Annotated in this window: 18 protein-coding genes; 9 read left to right on the plus strand and 9 right to left on the minus strand. The window is 51.9% G+C overall.

Annotated elements, in window-relative coordinates:
• Nucleotides 1-296 precede the first annotated feature (296 nt).
• Nucleotides 297-869 carry a D-glycero-beta-D-manno-heptose 1,7-bisphosphate 7-phosphatase gene (gmhB, locus tag A7Z29_RS08875; protein WP_001140174.1) on the minus strand — a complete coding sequence of 191 codons (573 nt, stop codon included), beginning with the start codon at nucleotides 867-869 and terminating at the stop codon, nucleotides 297-299.
• A gap of 187 nt (nucleotides 870-1056) precedes the next feature.
• On the opposite strand from gmhB, the gene metN reads away from it, so the two are divergent.
• From metN to A7Z29_RS08910, 7 genes are all read left to right on the plus strand, one after another.
• A complete protein-coding gene (gene metN, locus A7Z29_RS08880) occupies nucleotides 1057-2088 on the plus strand; it encodes a methionine ABC transporter ATP-binding protein MetN (protein WP_000593994.1) in 1032 nt (343 codons plus the stop codon).
• Nucleotides 2081-2734 carry a methionine ABC transporter permease MetI gene (locus A7Z29_RS08885; protein ID WP_001294600.1) on the plus strand — a complete coding sequence of 218 codons (654 nt, stop codon included), beginning with the start codon at nucleotides 2081-2083 and terminating at the stop codon, nucleotides 2732-2734. Before metN ends, A7Z29_RS08885 begins: the two co-directional genes overlap by 8 nt.
• A gap of 39 nt (nucleotides 2735-2773) precedes the next feature.
• Nucleotides 2774-3589 (plus strand): methionine ABC transporter substrate-binding lipoprotein MetQ, encoded by an 816-nt coding sequence (gene metQ / locus A7Z29_RS08890; RefSeq protein ID WP_000874226.1) that lies wholly within the window; start codon nucleotides 2774-2776, stop codon nucleotides 3587-3589.
• Between the two features lie 117 nt (nucleotides 3590-3706).
• The gene (rcsF, locus tag A7Z29_RS08895; protein ID WP_001202329.1) at nucleotides 3707-4111 is read left to right on the plus strand and encodes an Rcs stress response system protein RcsF; all 405 of its coding nucleotides are present in this window, start codon (nucleotides 3707-3709) and stop codon (nucleotides 4109-4111) included.
• Nucleotides 4108-4815, plus strand: coding sequence for a tRNA (N6-threonylcarbamoyladenosine(37)-N6)-methyltransferase TrmO (tsaA, locus tag A7Z29_RS08900; protein WP_105290112.1), 708 nt, complete (start codon nucleotides 4108-4110; stop codon nucleotides 4813-4815). The genes rcsF and tsaA overlap by 4 nt, the downstream gene beginning before the upstream one ends.
• A gap of 110 nt (nucleotides 4816-4925) precedes the next feature.
• A complete protein-coding gene (gene proS / locus A7Z29_RS08905) occupies nucleotides 4926-6644 on the plus strand; it encodes a proline--tRNA ligase (RefSeq protein WP_001260712.1) in 1719 nt (572 codons plus the stop codon).
• Between the two features lie 52 nt (nucleotides 6645-6696).
• A complete protein-coding gene (locus A7Z29_RS08910; RefSeq protein WP_105290113.1) occupies nucleotides 6697-7521 on the plus strand; it encodes a YaeF family permuted papain-like enzyme in 825 nt (274 codons plus the stop codon).
• Between the two features lie 29 nt (nucleotides 7522-7550).
• Here the strand turns inward: A7Z29_RS08910 and nlpE are convergent, their stop codons facing one another.
• The 3 genes from nlpE to A7Z29_RS08925 are packed head-to-tail and all read right to left on the minus strand — an operon-like array spanning nucleotide 7551 to nucleotide 9239.
• Nucleotides 7551-8261, minus strand: coding sequence for an envelope stress response activation lipoprotein NlpE (nlpE, locus tag A7Z29_RS08915; RefSeq protein WP_000239165.1), 711 nt, complete (start codon nucleotides 8259-8261; stop codon nucleotides 7551-7553).
• Nucleotides 8262-8274: 13 nt separating this feature from the next.
• Entirely contained in the window at nucleotides 8275-8697 is a 423-nt protein-coding gene (gene arfB, locus A7Z29_RS08920) for an alternative ribosome rescue aminoacyl-tRNA hydrolase ArfB (RefSeq protein WP_000635553.1), read from the minus strand.
• Nucleotides 8694-9239 (minus strand): YaeQ family protein, encoded by a 546-nt coding sequence (locus A7Z29_RS08925; RefSeq protein ID WP_001185297.1) that lies wholly within the window; start codon nucleotides 9237-9239, stop codon nucleotides 8694-8696. The genes arfB and A7Z29_RS08925 overlap by 4 nt, the downstream gene beginning before the upstream one ends.
• A 165-nt stretch (nucleotides 9240-9404) precedes the next feature.
• On the opposite strand from A7Z29_RS08925, the gene A7Z29_RS08930 reads away from it, so the two are divergent.
• Nucleotides 9405-9605: a YaeP family protein gene (locus A7Z29_RS08930; RefSeq protein WP_000417058.1), complete on the plus strand. Its 201-nt coding sequence runs from the start codon at nucleotides 9405-9407 to the stop codon at nucleotides 9603-9605.
• Nucleotides 9592-9852: a Rho-binding antiterminator gene (rof, locus tag A7Z29_RS08935; protein WP_000062320.1), complete on the plus strand. Its 261-nt coding sequence runs from the start codon at nucleotides 9592-9594 to the stop codon at nucleotides 9850-9852. The genes A7Z29_RS08930 and rof overlap by 14 nt, the downstream gene beginning before the upstream one ends.
• Nucleotides 9853-9904: 52 nt before the next feature.
• Here the strand turns inward: rof and tilS are convergent, their stop codons facing one another.
• The 5 genes from tilS to dnaE all read right to left on the minus strand — a co-directional run bounded on the left by tilS (nucleotide 9905) and on the right by dnaE (nucleotide 16749).
• Nucleotides 9905-11200 carry a tRNA lysidine(34) synthetase TilS gene (gene tilS / locus A7Z29_RS08940; protein WP_105290114.1) on the minus strand — a complete coding sequence of 432 codons (1296 nt, stop codon included), beginning with the start codon at nucleotides 11198-11200 and terminating at the stop codon, nucleotides 9905-9907.
• A gap of 64 nt (nucleotides 11201-11264) precedes the next feature.
• Nucleotides 11265-11654, minus strand: a complete 390-nt coding sequence (locus tag A7Z29_RS08945; RefSeq protein ID WP_105290115.1) for a VOC family protein — start codon at nucleotides 11652-11654, stop codon at nucleotides 11265-11267.
• A 164-nt stretch (nucleotides 11655-11818) separates the two neighbouring features.
• Nucleotides 11819-12073 (minus strand): DUF4282 domain-containing protein, encoded by a 255-nt coding sequence (locus tag A7Z29_RS08950; protein ID WP_000644313.1) that lies wholly within the window; start codon nucleotides 12071-12073, stop codon nucleotides 11819-11821.
• A 221-nt stretch (nucleotides 12074-12294) separates the two neighbouring features.
• Nucleotides 12295-13254, minus strand: a complete 960-nt coding sequence (gene accA / locus A7Z29_RS08955) for an acetyl-CoA carboxylase carboxyl transferase subunit alpha (protein WP_000055746.1) — start codon at nucleotides 13252-13254, stop codon at nucleotides 12295-12297.
• 12 nt (nucleotides 13255-13266) lie between these two features.
• Nucleotides 13267-16749 (minus strand): DNA polymerase III subunit alpha, encoded by a 3483-nt coding sequence (gene dnaE, locus A7Z29_RS08960; protein WP_001294794.1) that lies wholly within the window; start codon nucleotides 16747-16749, stop codon nucleotides 13267-13269.
• Nucleotides 16750-16775: the final 26 nt, after the last annotated feature.

Consider the following 16775-nt stretch of genomic DNA (forward strand, 5'->3'; position numbering starts at 1 on the left):
TTTATCGTCTTGCGACGTTAAGAATCCGTATCTTCGAGTGCCCACACAGATTGTCTGATAAATTGTTAAAGAGCAGTTGCGACGCGGCTTTCAGCTCACTGTCGCGAGGTGGCGTATATTACGCTTTCCTCTTTCAGAGTCAACCCTGAATTTCAGGATTTTTCTCTTTAACCGAACTGGCTGTTTGTGTGAAGTGATTCACATCCGCCGTGTCGATGGAGGCGCATTATAGGGAGTCGTTTCAGGAAGACAAGCGGAAAAATGCATTTTTATTTCAACCGCTCATCTTTTAATCATTACGCCGGTTTTTGCTGCTTTTTTATCGCTTGCGGCAGGTCTGCCAGGCTATTTAACACCCAATCCGCCGCGTTTTCTGCTTCAGGCGTAATAGGTTTACCCGTACGCACCAGCACTTTTGTTCCCACGTTCGCCGCAGCCGCTGCCTGCATATCTTCTAATTTATCGCCCACCATATAAGAAGCGGCCATATCAATATGCAAATAATCGCGTGCGGACAAAAGCATCCCCGGATGTGGTTTACGGCAATCGCAGACCTGGCGAAACTCTTCAACACTACCCTGCGGATGATGCGGGCAATAATAGATGCCATCCAGATCGACATCGCGGTCCGCCAGCGACCAGTCCATCCACTCGGTCAGCGTTTCAAACTGTGCTTCAGTAAATTTACCGCGAGCAATGCCAGACTGGTTGGTTACTACCACCAGCGCAAAGCCCATTTTTTTTAGCTCGCGCATGGCGTCAATAACACCATCGATAAATTCAAAGTTGTCGATCTCATGGACATAGCCGTGATCGACATTAATGGTGCCATCACGGTCAAGAAAAATTGCGGGTACGCTCTTCGCCACCTTTTATAGCTCCTTAATAAGGCATGTGACGCTAGTATCGCATGTTTCGACCAGCAAGAAAGTGCTCTTCGCATAAACCTGATTGATTTAGACGTCTGGATGCCTTAACATCCATTTCATTGACGGCGTTGCCCGTTCCAGGCATTCGAAATGCCACGACTAACTTAATGACGATAATAAATAATCAATGATAAAACTTTCGAATATCACCAAAGTGTTCCACCAGGGCACCCGCACCATCCAGGCGTTGAACAACGTCAGCCTGCATGTGCCAGCTGGACAAATTTATGGCGTTATCGGTGCCTCAGGCGCGGGTAAGAGTACGCTTATACGTTGTGTAAACCTGCTGGAGCGCCCAACCGAGGGTAGCGTGCTGGTCGATGGCCAGGAACTGACTACGTTGTCAGAATCCGAGCTGACTAAAGCTCGCCGCCAGATTGGTATGATTTTCCAGCATTTTAACCTGCTCTCTTCGCGTACTGTTTTTGGCAACGTGGCTCTGCCGCTGGAGCTGGACAATACACCGAAAGACGAGATCAAACGTCGCGTGACGGAATTGCTGTCATTGGTTGGTCTTGGCGATAAGCATGATAGCTACCCGTCGAATCTTTCCGGTGGGCAGAAACAACGTGTGGCGATTGCCCGTGCATTAGCCAGCAATCCCAAAGTATTGCTGTGCGATGAAGCCACCAGCGCGCTGGACCCGGCAACCACGCGTTCTATTCTCGAACTACTAAAAGACATCAACCGCCGTCTGGGTTTGACGATTCTGTTGATCACCCACGAAATGGACGTTGTGAAGCGCATTTGTGATTGTGTGGCAGTCATCAGCAATGGCGAACTGATCGAGCAAGACACGGTAAGCGAAGTGTTCTCGCATCCGAAAACGCCGCTGGCGCAGAAGTTTATTCAGTCAACCCTGCATCTGGATATCCCGGAAGATTATCAGGAACGTCTGCAAGCGGAGCCATTTACTGACTGTGTGCCGATGCTGCGCCTTGAGTTTACCGGCCAGTCGGTTGATGCCCCGCTGCTTTCTGAAACCGCGCGTCGTTTCAATGTCAACAACAACATTATTAGCGCGCAGATGGATTACGCCGGTGGTGTTAAGTTCGGCATCATGCTGACCGAAATGCACGGCACACAACAAGATACGCAAGCCGCTATTGCCTGGCTGCAAGAACACCATGTAAAAGTAGAGGTACTGGGTTATGTCTGAGCCGATGATGTGGCTGCTGGTTCGTGGCGTATGGGAAACGCTGGCAATGACCTTCGTATCCGGTTTTTTTGGCTTTGTGATTGGTCTGCCGGTTGGCGTCCTGCTTTATGTCACGCGTCCGGGGCAAATTATTGCTAACGCGAAGCTTTACCGTACTGTTTCTGCGATTGTGAACATTTTCCGCTCCATCCCGTTCATTATCTTGCTGGTATGGATGATTCCGTTTACCCGCGTTATTGTCGGTACATCGATTGGTTTGCAGGCAGCGATTGTTCCGTTAACCGTTGGTGCAGCACCGTTTATTGCCCGTATGGTCGAGAACGCTCTGCTGGAGATCCCAACTGGGTTAATTGAAGCTTCCCGCGCAATGGGTGCCACGCCGATGCAGATCGTCCGTAAGGTGCTGTTACCGGAAGCGCTGCCGGGTCTGGTGAATGCGGCAACTATCACCCTGATTACCCTGGTCGGTTATTCCGCGATGGGTGGTGCAGTCGGTGCCGGTGGTTTAGGTCAGATTGGCTATCAGTATGGCTACATCGGCTATAACGCGACGGTGATGAATACGGTACTGGTATTGCTGGTCATTCTGGTTTATTTAATTCAGTTCGCAGGCGACCGCATCGTCCGGGCTGTCACTCGCAAGTAACGTTCAACACAACATAAATAATTGAAGAAGGAATAAGGTATGGCGTTCAAATTCAAAACCTTTGCGGCAGTGGGAGCCCTGATTGGATCACTGGCACTGGTAGGCTGCGGCCAGGATGAAAAAGATCCGAACCACATTAAAGTCGGCGTGATTGTCGGTGCCGAACAGCAGGTTGCAGAAGTCGCGCAGAAAGTCGCGAAAGACAAATATGGCCTGGACGTTGAGCTGGTAACCTTCAACGACTATGTTCTGCCAAACGAAGCATTGAGCAAAGGCGATATCGACGCTAACGCTTTCCAGCACAAACCGTACCTTGATCAGCAGCTGAAAGATCGTGGCTACAAACTGGTCGCAGTAGGCAATACTTTTGTTTATCCGATTGCTGGTTACTCCAAGAAAATCAAATCGCTGGATGAACTGCAAGATGGTTCGCAGGTTGCAGTACCAAACGATCCGACTAACCTCGGTCGTTCACTGCTGCTGCTGCAAAAAGTGGGCTTGATCAAACTGAAAGATGGCGTTGGCCTGCTGCCGACTGTTCTTGATGTTGTTGAGAACCCAAAAAACCTGAAAATTGTTGAACTGGAAGCACCGCAGCTGCCGCGCTCTCTGGACGACGCGCAAATCGCTCTGGCAGTTATCAACACCACCTATGCCAGCCAGATTGGCCTGACTCCGGCGAAAGACGGCATCTTTGTAGAAGACAAAGAGTCCCCGTACGTTAACCTGATCGTAACTCGTGAAGACAACAAAGACGCAGAGAACGTGAAGAAATTCGTCCAGGCTTATCAATCTGATGAAGTGTACGAAGCGGCAAACAAAGTGTTTAACGGCGGCGCTGTTAAAGGCTGGTAATATTTAGGCTGTTTCCACAATTTGTAATATCATTCAGGACGGGCGCTTGCCCGTCTTGTCATTTTTACAAGCGCCTGATTCAATATTGACGTTTTGATCATACATTGAGGAAATACTATGCGTGCTTTACCGATCTGTTTAGTAGCACTCATGCTAAGCGGCTGTTCCATGTTAAGCAGATCCCCTGTCGAACCCGTTCAAAGCACTGCACCCCAGCCGAAAGCGGAGCCTGCAAAACCGAAAGCACCGCGCGCCACGCCGGTCCGAATTTATACTAATGCAGAAGAATTAGTCGGCAAACCGTTCCGCGATCTCGGTGAAGTCAGTGGCGACTCTTGCCAGGCCTCTAATCAGGACTCTCCACCGAGCATTCCAACCGCGCGTAAGCGGATGCAAATCAACGCCTCTAAAATGAAAGCCAATGCTGTTTTACTGCATAGCTGTGAAGTCACCAGCGGTACGCCAGGCTGCTACCGTCAGGCTGTATGTATCGGTTCTGCGCTTAACATTACGGCGAAATGAGCAGTTTCCAGTTCGAGCAAATAGGCGTTATTCGATCGCCCTATAAAGAAAAATTCGCCGTTCCGCGCCAGCCAGGTCTGGTAAAAAGCGTCAACGGCGAACTGCATCTCATTGCTCCCTACAACCAGGCCGACGCCGTGCGCGGCCTGGAAGCATTCAGCCATTTATGGATCCTTTTCGTCTTTCATCAAACGATGGAAGGCGGCTGGCGTCCGACTGTACGCCCTCCGCGCCTCGGCGGTAACGCCAGAATGGGCGTTTTCGCCACACGCTCTACTTTCCGCCCTAACCCGATTGGTATGTCGCTGGTAGAGCTGAAAGAGGTTGTTTGCCATAAAGACAGCGTGATTCTGAAGCTCGGTAGCCTGGATCTGGTTGATGGTACGCCAGTGGTGGATATCAAACCGTATCTCCCCTTTGCCGAATCGCTTCCCGATGCCAGTGCCAGCTATGCGCAAAGTGCGCCATCGGCAGAGATGTCTGTGACCTTTACCGCAGATGTTGAAAAGCAACTATTGATACTGGAGAAGCGTTATCCGCAGTTAACGCTGTTTATCCGCGAAGTACTGGCGCAGGATCCGCGTCCGGCCTATCGTAAAGGTGAGGAAACGGGCAAAACCTATGCCGTCTGGCTGCATGATTTTAATGTTCGCTGGCGCGTCACCGACGCAGGTTTTGAAGTCTTTGCGCTGGAACCGCGTTAAATTCACGCCCTTCTCTTTTGACATTTCTCCTGCACTGGTAAACTAAATCACTTTTTTTGTCCCAGGCTCACCTTGAGCCTGTTCTACCTTCCAACTGGAACCGTAACAACATGCGTACTAGCCAATACCTGCTCTCCACTCTCAAGGAGACACCTGCCGACGCCGAGGTGATCAGCCATCAGCTGATGCTACGCGCCGGGATGATCCGCAAGCTGGCCTCCGGGTTATATACCTGGCTGCCGACCGGCGTGCGCGTTCTGAAAAAAGTCGAAAACATCGTGCGTGAAGAGATGAACAACGCCGGTGCGATCGAGGTGTCGATGCCGGTGGTTCAGCCAGCCGATTTGTGGCAAGAGAGTGGTCGTTGGGAACAGTACGGTCCGGAACTGCTGCGTTTTGTTGACCGTGGCGAGCGTCCGTTCGTACTCGGCCCAACTCATGAAGAAGTTATCACTGACCTGATTCGTAACGAGCTTAGCTCTTACAAACAGCTGCCGCTGAACTTCTATCAGATCCAGACCAAGTTCCGCGACGAAGTGCGTCCGCGTTTCGGCGTCATGCGTTCCCGCGAATTCCTGATGAAAGATGCTTACTCTTTCCACACTTCTCAGGAATCCCTGCAGGAAACCTACGATGCAATGTATGCGGCCTACAGCAAAATCTTCAGCCGCATGGGGCTGGATTTCCGCGCCGTACAGGCCGACACCGGTTCTATCGGCGGCAGCGCCTCTCACGAATTCCAGGTGCTGGCGCAGAGCGGTGAAGACGATGTGGTCTTCTCCGATACCTCTGACTATGCAGCGAACATTGAACTGGCAGAAGCTATCGCGCCGAAAGAACCGCGCGCTGCTGCTACCCAGGAAATGACGCTGGTTGATACGCCTAACGCGAAAACCATCGCTGAACTGGTTGAACAGTTCAATCTGCCGATTGAGAAAACGGTTAAGACTCTGTTGGTTAAAGCGGTTGAAGGCAGTAGCTTCCCGCTGGTTGCGCTGCTGGTGCGTGGTGACCATGAGCTGAACGAAGTTAAAGCAGAAAAACTGCCACAGGTTGCCAGCCCGCTGACTTTCGCGACCGAAGAAGAAATTCGTGCCGTGGTTAAAGCCGGTCCGGGTTCACTGGGTCCGGTAAACATGCCGATTCCGGTGGTGATTGACCGTACCGTTGCGGCGATGAGTGATTTTGCTGCCGGTGCTAACATTGATGGCAAACACTACTTCGGTATCAACTGGGATCGCGATGTTGCTACCCCGGAAGTTGCTGATATTCGTAATGTAGTGGCTGGCGATCCAAGCCCGGATGGTCAGGGTACGCTGCTGATCAAACGTGGTATCGAAGTCGGTCACATCTTCCAGCTGGGTACCAAGTACTCCGAAGCACTGAAAGCCTCCGTACAGGGCGAAGATGGGCGTAACCAAATTCTAACTATGGGTTGCTACGGTATCGGGGTAACACGCGTAGTCGCTGCGGCAATTGAGCAGAACTACGACGAACGCGGCATCGTATGGCCTGACGCTATCGCGCCGTTCCAGGTCGCAATTCTGCCGATGAACATGCACAAATCCTTCCGCGTACAGGAGCTTGCTGAGAAACTGTACAGCGAACTGCGCGCGCAGGGCATCGAAGTGCTGCTGGATGACCGTAAAGAGCGTCCGGGCGTGATGTTTGCTGATATGGAACTGATCGGTATTCCGCACACTATTGTGCTTGGCGACCGTAACCTCGACAACGACGATATCGAATACAAATATCGTCGTAACGGCGAGAAACAGTTAATTAAGACTGGTGACATCGTCGAATATCTGGTGAAACAGATTAAAGGCTGATGCCAGAAAGGGTCCTGAATTTCAGGGCCCTTTTTTACATGGATTGTATAAAATGGATAAACCAAAGGCGTACTGCCGCCTGCTTCTCCCCTGCTTTCTTTTACTTTCGGCCTGTACCGTTGATATCAGCCAGCCAGACTCATCAGCAACAGCGGTGGATGCCGAGGCGAAAACATGGGCAGTCAAATTCCAGCATCAAAGCTCTTTCACCGAACGATCAATAAAAGAAATAACCGAACCTGATCTCAAACCCGGCGATTTGCTGTTCTCCTCAAGCCTTGGGGTAACCTCATTTGGTATCCGCGTCTTCAGCACTTCCTCTGTAAGTCACGTTGCAATATATTTGGGTGAAAATAACGTTGCAGAAGCGACTGGAGATGGCGTCCAGATTGTTCCCCTTAAAAAAGCCATGAAGCACAGTGATAAGCTTTTCGTCTTACGAGTCCCGGATCTTACCCCGCAACAAGCCACAGAAATCACCGCTTTCGCCAATAAAATCAAAGACAGCGGTTACAACTATCGTGGCATTGTCGAGTTCATTCCGTTTATGGTGACCCGCCAGATGTGCTCACTGAATCCGTTCTCCGAGGATTTTCGCCAACAGTGCGTCAGCGGGCTGGCGAAAGCGCAGTTAAGCAGTGTGGGCGAAGGAGACAAAAAGTCGTGGTTTTGTTCGGAATTTGTCACTGATGCATTTGCCAAAGCCGGGCATCCGCTTACGCTGGCGCAATCGGGCTGGATTAGCCCTGCCGATCTGATGCATATGCGTACTGGCGATGTCTCTGCCTTTAAGCCAGAAACGCAGTTACAGTATGTTGGACACCTGAAGCCTGGGATTTATATCAAGGCGGGTCGCTTTGTTGGGCTGACTCAGTGATGAAAGCCGGAGAATGCTCCGGCTTTCAATTACTGCCCCAAACTACTGCAATCCTGGTTTGGGTAAAATTTCCCTGCCGTATCGGGCGCTAATACTTTGGTCGGCGCACCGGTATCCGGGTTAGCCTCAAGCGTAAAGTGACCTTCTACAGACAGTAACACGGGTTTTTCACTGTTACCGCGAGCAGCCAGGTAGCCACGTTCCAGCTCTGCGTTATTCGCCACCATGAAACGTTTTCCGGTCGCGCAATCAGTAAAGGTCGCCGCATCAGCCATATAAAAATACATGCCACGCAGAGTCATCGGTGTCATGGGGAGGCTGGACTTTGCAGGTTCCAGCGTGTAGTTGAACTGCGACTCAATTGGATTACCTTCACGATCGAGCATCTCCAGCGCATCCCCTTTCGCCCGATAATATGACTTTTCACCTTTGCTGTCGGTTAATACCAGCTTGTCAGCGGTTCGCGCCCATGTACCGTAGGAAGCGAAGGATGAAGGCTCTTCGCGCGCACCCAGATAACGCTCATTCATCACCCATGTTCCGTCTTTTTCGAGGAACAGAGAGGTTTCGATTCCTTCGCAATCGGCACACGGCAGCACGCCGCGCCAACTTTGCGGCATCGGTTTCAGTTCGGCAGCCTGCGCCGGGGAAAGCGTATCGACTTCGGCCCGATTATTACATCCCATCAGTGTAAAGAGGCTGATTACAGCCATCGCTGTCACAATCGCTTTTTTCACCATCCATTCCTTCTTTTTATTCCCGACCGCTGCGCACTTTGCCACGCATCGCCTTCACGCTTGATTTTTGTGCTTTCGATGCCAACCTGCGCTCTTTCGATGCGCGGGTAGGTCGTGTCGGTCGCCGGGCTTTTTGTTCTGTTGTTAATTCTTTAATCACTGTCACCAGCCGGGCCAGCGCCGCTTCGCGGTTCAGCTCCTGGCTGCGGTATTCCTGTGCCTTAATGACTATCACCCCATCGCTGCTAATCAGATGATGGCTGGCGGCGAGCAGGCGCTCTTTGTAATACTCTGGCAGGCTGGACGCCCGAATGTCAAAACGCAGATGAATAGCCGTTGAGGTCTTATTAACATGCTGCCCGCCCGCGCCCTGCGCACGAATGGCGGTGATCTCAAGCTCACCATCGGGAATAGCAACATGTCGGGAAATCACAATCATGAAGGTTGTTGCCAGGCGGTTAAGTTCACTTCCAGATTATTCTTATCATCCGATAACCAGATCACGCCATCCTGAATTGTTGCCTGCAGCGTCATGGTACGATCGGCAAAGGCGCTTACTTTCGCCAGTTGCTCGTCATCCAGATACCAGACGGAAAGATTGGCAAACTGCGCGCATTTGCTCTGATTTTGCTGCCACCAGATTTGCGCCGCCCGACTATTATAGGCAAACAGCGCCACTTCTGCGGCCTGGGTGCAGGCTTTCTTAACCCGCCGCTCATCCGGCAGCCCCAGCTCAATCCACAAATCAATGCCCAGGTGATCGTTACGCAGCCACGCTTCCGGCTCATCATCGGCACACAAGCCACGGGTAAATTGCAGACGTTCATCGGCATATTTCAGCCACGCCAGCAGGCGCAGCATCATACGCTCCTGGGTTTCTGAAGGATGGCGCGCCAGCGTCAGAGAGGCATCGAGAAACTGGTTGCGGTCGAGATCGGCCACATTAACCGTCGCTTTATAAATTGTCGCTTTAAGCGCCATAAGAAAACTCCTTTCGAATCAGGAGGCCATTGTAACGGAATACGTGCAGTTGCGGCGCTGATATTGCAGAAATGAGTGTGGTATAGTCACCTTGCGAAACAGAGTTTATCTTCGTAGGCTTAGACTTGCATCCACGGTTAAGTCAGAATGCTGACAGGAGGGCATGTGGAAAAATATTGTGAGTTAATACGCAAGCGGTACGCGGAAATCGCCAGCGGAGACTTAGGATACGTTCCGGACGCGCTGGGCTGCGTTTTGAAAGTGCTGAATGAAATGGCTGCCGACGACGCCCTTTCTGAGGCTGTCAGGGAAAAAGCAGCATACGCTGCGGCAAACTTACTGGTGAGCGATTATGTCAATGAATGATACGTATCAACCAATCAATTGTGATGATTACGATAATCTTGAGCTCGCCTGCCAGCATCATTTAATGCTGACACTTGAGATGAAAGATGGCGAAAAATTGCAGGGGAAGGCCAGCGATTTAGTCTCCCGCAAAAATGTGGAGTATCTGGTCGTCGAAGCCGCTGGAGAAACCCGCGAGCTACGTCTGGATAAAATTACCAGCTTTAGCCATCCGGAAATCGGTACGGTGGTGGTGAGCGAGTCCTGATTCACTTTTGCCGGATGCGACGTTTGATACGTCTTATCCGGCTTTCACTTAACTAAGCGTTTCTCTGCCAGACAAAACTTACGCCATTCTCATCTTCAGCCACACCGTCTTGCGTCACAAAAATCCCCGCCGCCGCAATCAGCGTTTCGCCATAAAACAGTAGTGGCGTGGTGTCACGTAGCCACGGCGGCACGCCCAGCTCCTGCCAGATTTTCTTTAGCTTGCGCCCACCGTTGCGCCCGACAATATGCAGCAATCCTGGCGCTTTAAAACGCACGCTGACCGCTTCGCCTGCACGCAGAGGGCGAATATCTCCACCCGCAATAAGTTGCACACTACCCAGACTTGCCGGTAATTCCAGCGGCTGTTGCCACGCCTGCCACGGCACAACCGTTTCGCTTTGTCCGGCAACGGATTTAATCCACCACAATTGCGACTGATAGCGACGTATTTCAAACGCACCAAATCGCAAGCAAGGAGAAGCATCTTCCCGCGCCAGCGCCACTTCTTGCCAGATGCGCACCATCGCATCTCGGGAAGGCATCGGAGCATTCTGCCCTGCCAGCCAGCGGCGGATAATCGCCGCTCGACGGGCGTCGCTCATCGTCATCATTGGCGCAATCTGCAACGTCCCCTGCGGCGTTTGACAGTGCGCTAAATCATCCGCCAGCAGTTCATCTAACAGGCTCTCTTGTTCAGCGCAAAGTGCGGCGCTGCGAGCCGTTGCTTCGGTAAAATGCGGCCAACGCTGCTGCAATAACGGCACCACGCGCAGACGCAGGAAGTTACGATCGTATGAGTCGTCCTGATTACTTTCGTCTTCAATCCAGCGTAAATCATGCGCCAATGCCCACTGCTCCAGTTCCCCCCGCGTGCGGGCAAGCAACGGGCGGATAAGCCGTGTTCCGGCAAACTCCGAAACTTCCGCCATAGCCGAAAGCCCGGCAGGGCCGCTACCGCGTTTTAGCGCCAGCAGAAAAGTTTCACATTGATCGTCGAGATGTTGCGCGGTGACCAGCACTTCACCGGGCAACAAGGTGCGGGCAAATGCCTGATAACGCGCCTGCCGCGCCTGGGCCTCAATCCCCAGCCCCTCTTGCGCAAGTTGTACGCGTTCGACCACCAGCGGCACCAGCCACTGTTGGCAGACGTTCTCGCAATGCGTAACCCAGGCATCGGCATTGGCACTTAAACCGTGATGCACATGGATAGCGCGTAGAGTGACGCCTGGATTTTCCGCCCGCCACTGCACCAACTGATGCAGCAGAACGGTGGAGTCAAGCCCGCCGCTAAAGGCCACCAAAATCTGGCGGGAGGTGAGAAGTTGTCTATTGAGCGTGAGTGTCATGATGGTGGAAATCTACAAGGTCGTTGCCCGGCACGTTACCGGGCAAATGCGGCAATGACAAGCCTTACTGCTCATACAGTTCCAGCGGCAGCCCGTCAGGATCGTTAAAGAAGGTGAACCGTTTTTGCGTGTATGGATCGACACGTATGGCTTCACACTTCACGTTATGGCTTTCAAGGTGCGCCACTGCCACATCGATATCATCAACACTAAACGCCAGATGCCGCAAGCCGCAGGCTTCCGGTCGGCTGGGGCGCTCCGGCGGGAACGGAAATGAGAAAAGTTCAATCACATATTGCCCGTTAAGCGCCAAATCCCCTTTCCACGAATCGCGCTCTTCACGATAGACTTCGCTTTGCAGCGTGAAGCCGAGAATATCGCAGTAGAAAGCTTTGCTCACCGCATAATCCGTCGCAATAATCGCAATATGGTGAACCTGTTTTAAACCCAACATAGAATCTCCTGCATTGATATGATACGCACGTGCATCGCGATATATTGATAATACGCATAAATTGCAGGAAAGATGAATCAGACATTTACACTGACTTTAAAACAACATCTCAAACGCCTGTAATAGCGGTTGAGATGCGGTTTGGTGAAGCGTTTTACGGGAGATTACTCTGCGCTATTCTTGCTAACACTCTCAGCAATGCGGCGCAAATATTCGTTATTCTTAAACGCTATCATAATTAATTCGAAAGTCATACGACAGCTTATAAGACCAATGACGGTATAAGCTAACCCTAAGAGAAAGTTTCCGCTAAATATAGAGAAGACACCGCCTATCAGTGTCAGCACCATAGCCAGCCAGTAAAAAAACACCAGTACACGCGGCATAAGAAGACGATCAAATCCTAAAATTGCTTTCATATTTTATCCTTAAAAATTCTATGAGCCTGATAAATTTATATTATTTTTAACCACTGTGTATATTGGTATATGCCTCCGAAATCGGAGTTATCAACATGAGTTCAAGAATTTTTGGGATGGGGAAAATGAAAGTGAGATTATCTAAATGTATTTATAATATGACTAAATAAACTACATACAAAAAAGGTCACCGAAGTGACCCTTTTCAGAACATTTGCTGATTACGCGTAGCCGTAGCTCATCAGGCGCTGATAACGACGATTTTTTAAATCTTCAGTGCTTAACACGTCGAGATCGGCCAGATCCGCCAGCAGTTGCGCTTTCAAAGACGCCGCCATCGCTTCCGGGTTACGGTGAGCGCCGCCCAGCGGTTCCGGGATGATGGAGTCGATCAATTTCAGTTCTTTCAGACGCGGAGCGATGATGCCCATCGCTTCAGCCGCCAGCGGCGCTTTATCGGCGCTCTTCCACAGAATGGACGCACAACCTTCCGGCGAGATAACAGAATAGGTGCTGTATTGCAGCATATTCACTTTATCGCCCACGCCAATCGCCAGCGCGCCGCCAGAACCACCTTCACCAATAACGGTACAAATAGTCGGTACGCTCAGGCGAGACATCTCACGCAGGTTGCGTGCGATGGCTTCTGACTGACCACGCTCTTCTGCGCCCACGCCCGGATATGCCCCCGGTGTGTCGATAAAGGTGATGATTGGCATCTTAAAGCGTTCAGCCATTTGCATCAGACGCAGTGCTTTGCGGTAACCTTCTGGCGCTGGCATACCAAAATTACGGCGAATTTTCTCTTTGGTTTCACGACCTTTCTGGTGACCAATAATCATCACCGGACGACCATCAAGACGTGCGATGCCACCGACGATAGCTTTGTCATCTGCATACGCGCGGTCACCTGCCAGTTCGTCAAATTCATCAAATGCCAGGCGAACGTAATCCAGGGTATAAGGACGCTGTGGATGGCGAGCCAGTTGCGCAATTTGCCATGCACCGAGATCGGCGAAGATTTTACGCGTCAGTTCTACGCTTTTTTCACGCAGACGATGCACTTCTTCATCGATGTTAATATCCAGTTTCTCATCCTGGCGGCTAACCGCAGTCAGAGAATCGATTTTCGCTTCCAGCTCTGCAATCGGCTGTTCAAAATCAAGGAAATTCAGACTCATAGTATTCCTGTATTAGTCAAACTCCAGTTCCACCTGCTCCGAACCAATGAGGCCACGGAGATCGTTTAATAAACGATCGCTCGGAGAGACACGCCACGTCGCGCCAAAACGCAACCGCGCACGTGCATCCGCCCTCTGATAGTAGAGATGTACTGGAATTGTCCCAGAGCGGTGGGGTTCCAGAGACTGACGGAGTCGGTTTAAAAGCTGGTCATCAATTTGCCTGTCCGTCAGCGAGATAGCAAGCCCGCGAGCATATTTTTCCCGGGCTTCGTCAATATCCATCACTTCGCGAGCGGTCATTTTAAGCCCACCGCTGAAGTCATCAAAGCTGACCTGTCCGCTGACGATAAGTATGCGGTCTTTTTCCAGCAATTGCTGGTATTTATCCAGGGCGTCAGTAAACAACATGACTTCCAGGCGCCCGGAACGGTCATCCAGCGTGCAGATACCGATACGATTGCCGCGCTTGGTGACCATAACCCGCGCGGCAATAACGAGCCCCGCAGCCGTGGTGACTTTACCACGTTCTGTCGGGTGCATGTCTTTCAGCCTTACGCCTCCGACATAACGCTCAATCTCTTTTAAATACTGGTTGATAGGGTGTCCCGTCAGGTACAGACCTAACGTTTCACGTTCCCCATCTAACACCACCTGCTCCGGCCACGGTTGGCAGCTGGCGTAGGATTGTTCAATTTGCTCAGGCTCTTCCGCCAGTACGCCAAACATATCGGCCTGGCCGATGGCTTCTGCTTTCGCGTGTTGATCTGCCGCTTTTAACGCATCGCCCAGCGAGTTCATCAGCGCCGCACGGTGTGGCCCCAGACGGTCAAACGCCCCGGACATGATCAGTTTTTCCAGCACCCGCCGGTTCAACTTTTTCGTGTCGGTACGGGCGCAGAGATCAAAAAGCTCGCGGAAGTAACCACCTTTATTTCGGGCTTCGATGATTGCCTCAATTGGCCCCTCACCTACCCCTTTGATGGCGCCAATACCATACACGATTTCGCCGTCGTCGTTGACGTGGAAATGGTAAAGACCGGAGTTTATATCCGGCGGCAGGATTTTCAGCCCCATCCGCCAGCACTCATCCACCAGGCCAACCACCTTCTCGGTGTTGTCCATATCGGCGGTCATTACCGCCGCCATAAACTCCGCCGGATAGTGCGCCTTCAGCCATAACGTTTGATATGACACCAAAGCATAGGCTGCGGAGTGCGATTTGTTAAATCCGTAACCGGCGAATTTCTCCACCAGGTCGAAGATTTTCATCGCCAGTTCGGCGTTGATCCCGTTCTTTTCTGCACCTTCAGCAAATACAGAACGCTGCTTGGCCATCTCTTCCGGCTTTTTCTTACCCATTGCACGACGCAGCATATCCGCGCCGCCGAGAGTATAACCAGAAAGTACCTGGGCAATCTGCATGACCTGTTCCTGATACAGGATAATGCCGTAGGTTGGCTCAAGTACCGGTTTCAGGCTTTCATGCTGCCACTGCACGTCCGGATAGGAGATCTCTTCGCGACCATGTTTACGGTCGATAAAGTTATCCACCATCCCTGATTGCAACGGCCCCGGACGGAACAGTGCCACCAGGGCTATCATATCTTCGAAGCAGTCAGGTTGCAGACGCTTGATCAGGTCCTTCATGCCGCGCGATTCAAGCTGGAATACCGCCGTGGTTTCCGAGCGTTGCAGCATGTCAAAACTTTTCTTGTCATCCAGCGGGATCGCAGCGATATCCAGCGGCGGCTCGCCATTCTTCGCTCGCCGCTTGTTGATCATCTCCAGCGCCCAGTTGATGATGGTGAGCGTACGCAAACCAAGGAAGTCGAACTTCACCAGCCCGGCGTATTCAACGTCGCTTTTATCAAATTGAGTGACTGGATGTTTGCCCTCTTCATCGCAATAAAGCGGCGCAAAATCGGTAATTTTGGTCGGCGCGATAACCACCCCACCGGCGTGTTTACCAGCGTTACGGGTGACCCCTTCCAGCTTGCGCGCCATGTCGATGAGCGCCTTAACTTCTTCATCCGCTTCGTAGATTTCTGGCAGTTGCGGTTCAGCTTCAAACGCTTTCGCCAGCGTCATCCCCGGATCGGGCGGGATCAGTTTCGAGATACGATCGACAAAGCCATATGGATGCCCTAGCACGCGACCTACGTCGCGGATCACCGCTTTTGCCGCCATCGTACCGAAGGTGATGATCTGCGATACCGCATCACGACCATACATGTCCGCCACGTGTTCGATAACCTGGTCGCGTTTCTCCATACAGAAGTCAACGTCAAAGTCAGGCATGGAGACACGTTCCGGGTTAAGGAAACGTTCGAACAGCAGGTCAAATTCCAGTGGATCGAGGTCGGTGATTTTCAGCGCATAAGCCACCAGTGAACCCGCACCGGAGCCACGGCCTGGCCCTACCGGTACGCCGTTATCTTTCGACCACTGGATAAATTCCATAACGATGAGGAAGTAGCCGGGGAAGCCCATCTGGTTGATAACCTGAAGTTCAGTATCCAGACGTTCGTCATATTCCGGGCGACGCTTAAGACGCTCTTCCTCGTCAGGGAATAAAAATGCCAGGCGCTCTTCCAGCCCTTCTTTTGCGCGCTTGACCAGATAATCTTCGGTGCTCATGTCCCCGGTCGGGAACTGTGGCAGGAAGTATTCACCAAGACGCACAGTTACGTTACAGCGTTTGGCGATCTCAACGGTGTTAGCAAGGGCTTCGGGGATGTCGGCAAACAGCTCGCACATCTCCTCTTCGCTACGCATATATTGCTGCGGCGAATAGTTACGCGGGCGTTTAGGATCATCCAGGGTAAAGCCGTCGTGGATAGCGACGCGGATTTCATGCGCGTCAAAGTCGCTGCTGTCGATAAAGCGCACGTCGTTGGTCGCCACGACGGGCAAACCGCGCGCTTCCGCCAGTTCTACCGCCGCGTGCAGATAGCTTTCTTCGTCCGGCCTGCCGGTGCGGATCAGTTCGAGAAAATAGCGATCCGGGAAGTGTTCTTCATAAAACGCAACGCACTCATCTACCAGCGTGCTGTTACCACGCAAAAGGCTGCGTCCGACATCGCCCATGCGCCCACCGGAAAGGAGGATCAGCCCTTCGTTTAATTCGATTAGCCAGTCGCGATCGATGATCGGCCCGGCAGCACCGTACCCGCGCTGATACGCTTTTGAGATCAGCAACGTCAGATTCTGATAGCCGGTATTGTTCGCCGCCAGTACCGTCAGGTGAGTTAACTCATCCCCCAACAGGTCGCACTGGACATTAAAATCCGCCCCGACGATGGGCTTAATCCCCGCGCCATGTCCCGCTCCGTAGAACTTCACCAGACCGCAAAGGTTGGTGAAATCGGTGATCGCCAGTGCTGGCATACCCAACGCCGCCGCCTTTTTTACCAGCGGTGCGGTTTTGGCCAGGCCATCGATCATCGAGTAGTCGCTGTGCACCCGCAGGTGTACGAAACGTGGTTCAGACATCTTCAGATTCCGGTTTACTTAATCTC

Source organism: Escherichia sp. MOD1-EC6842, from assembly GCF_002965705.1.
Lineage (GTDB): Bacteria > Pseudomonadota > Gammaproteobacteria > Enterobacterales > Enterobacteriaceae > Escherichia > Escherichia ruysiae.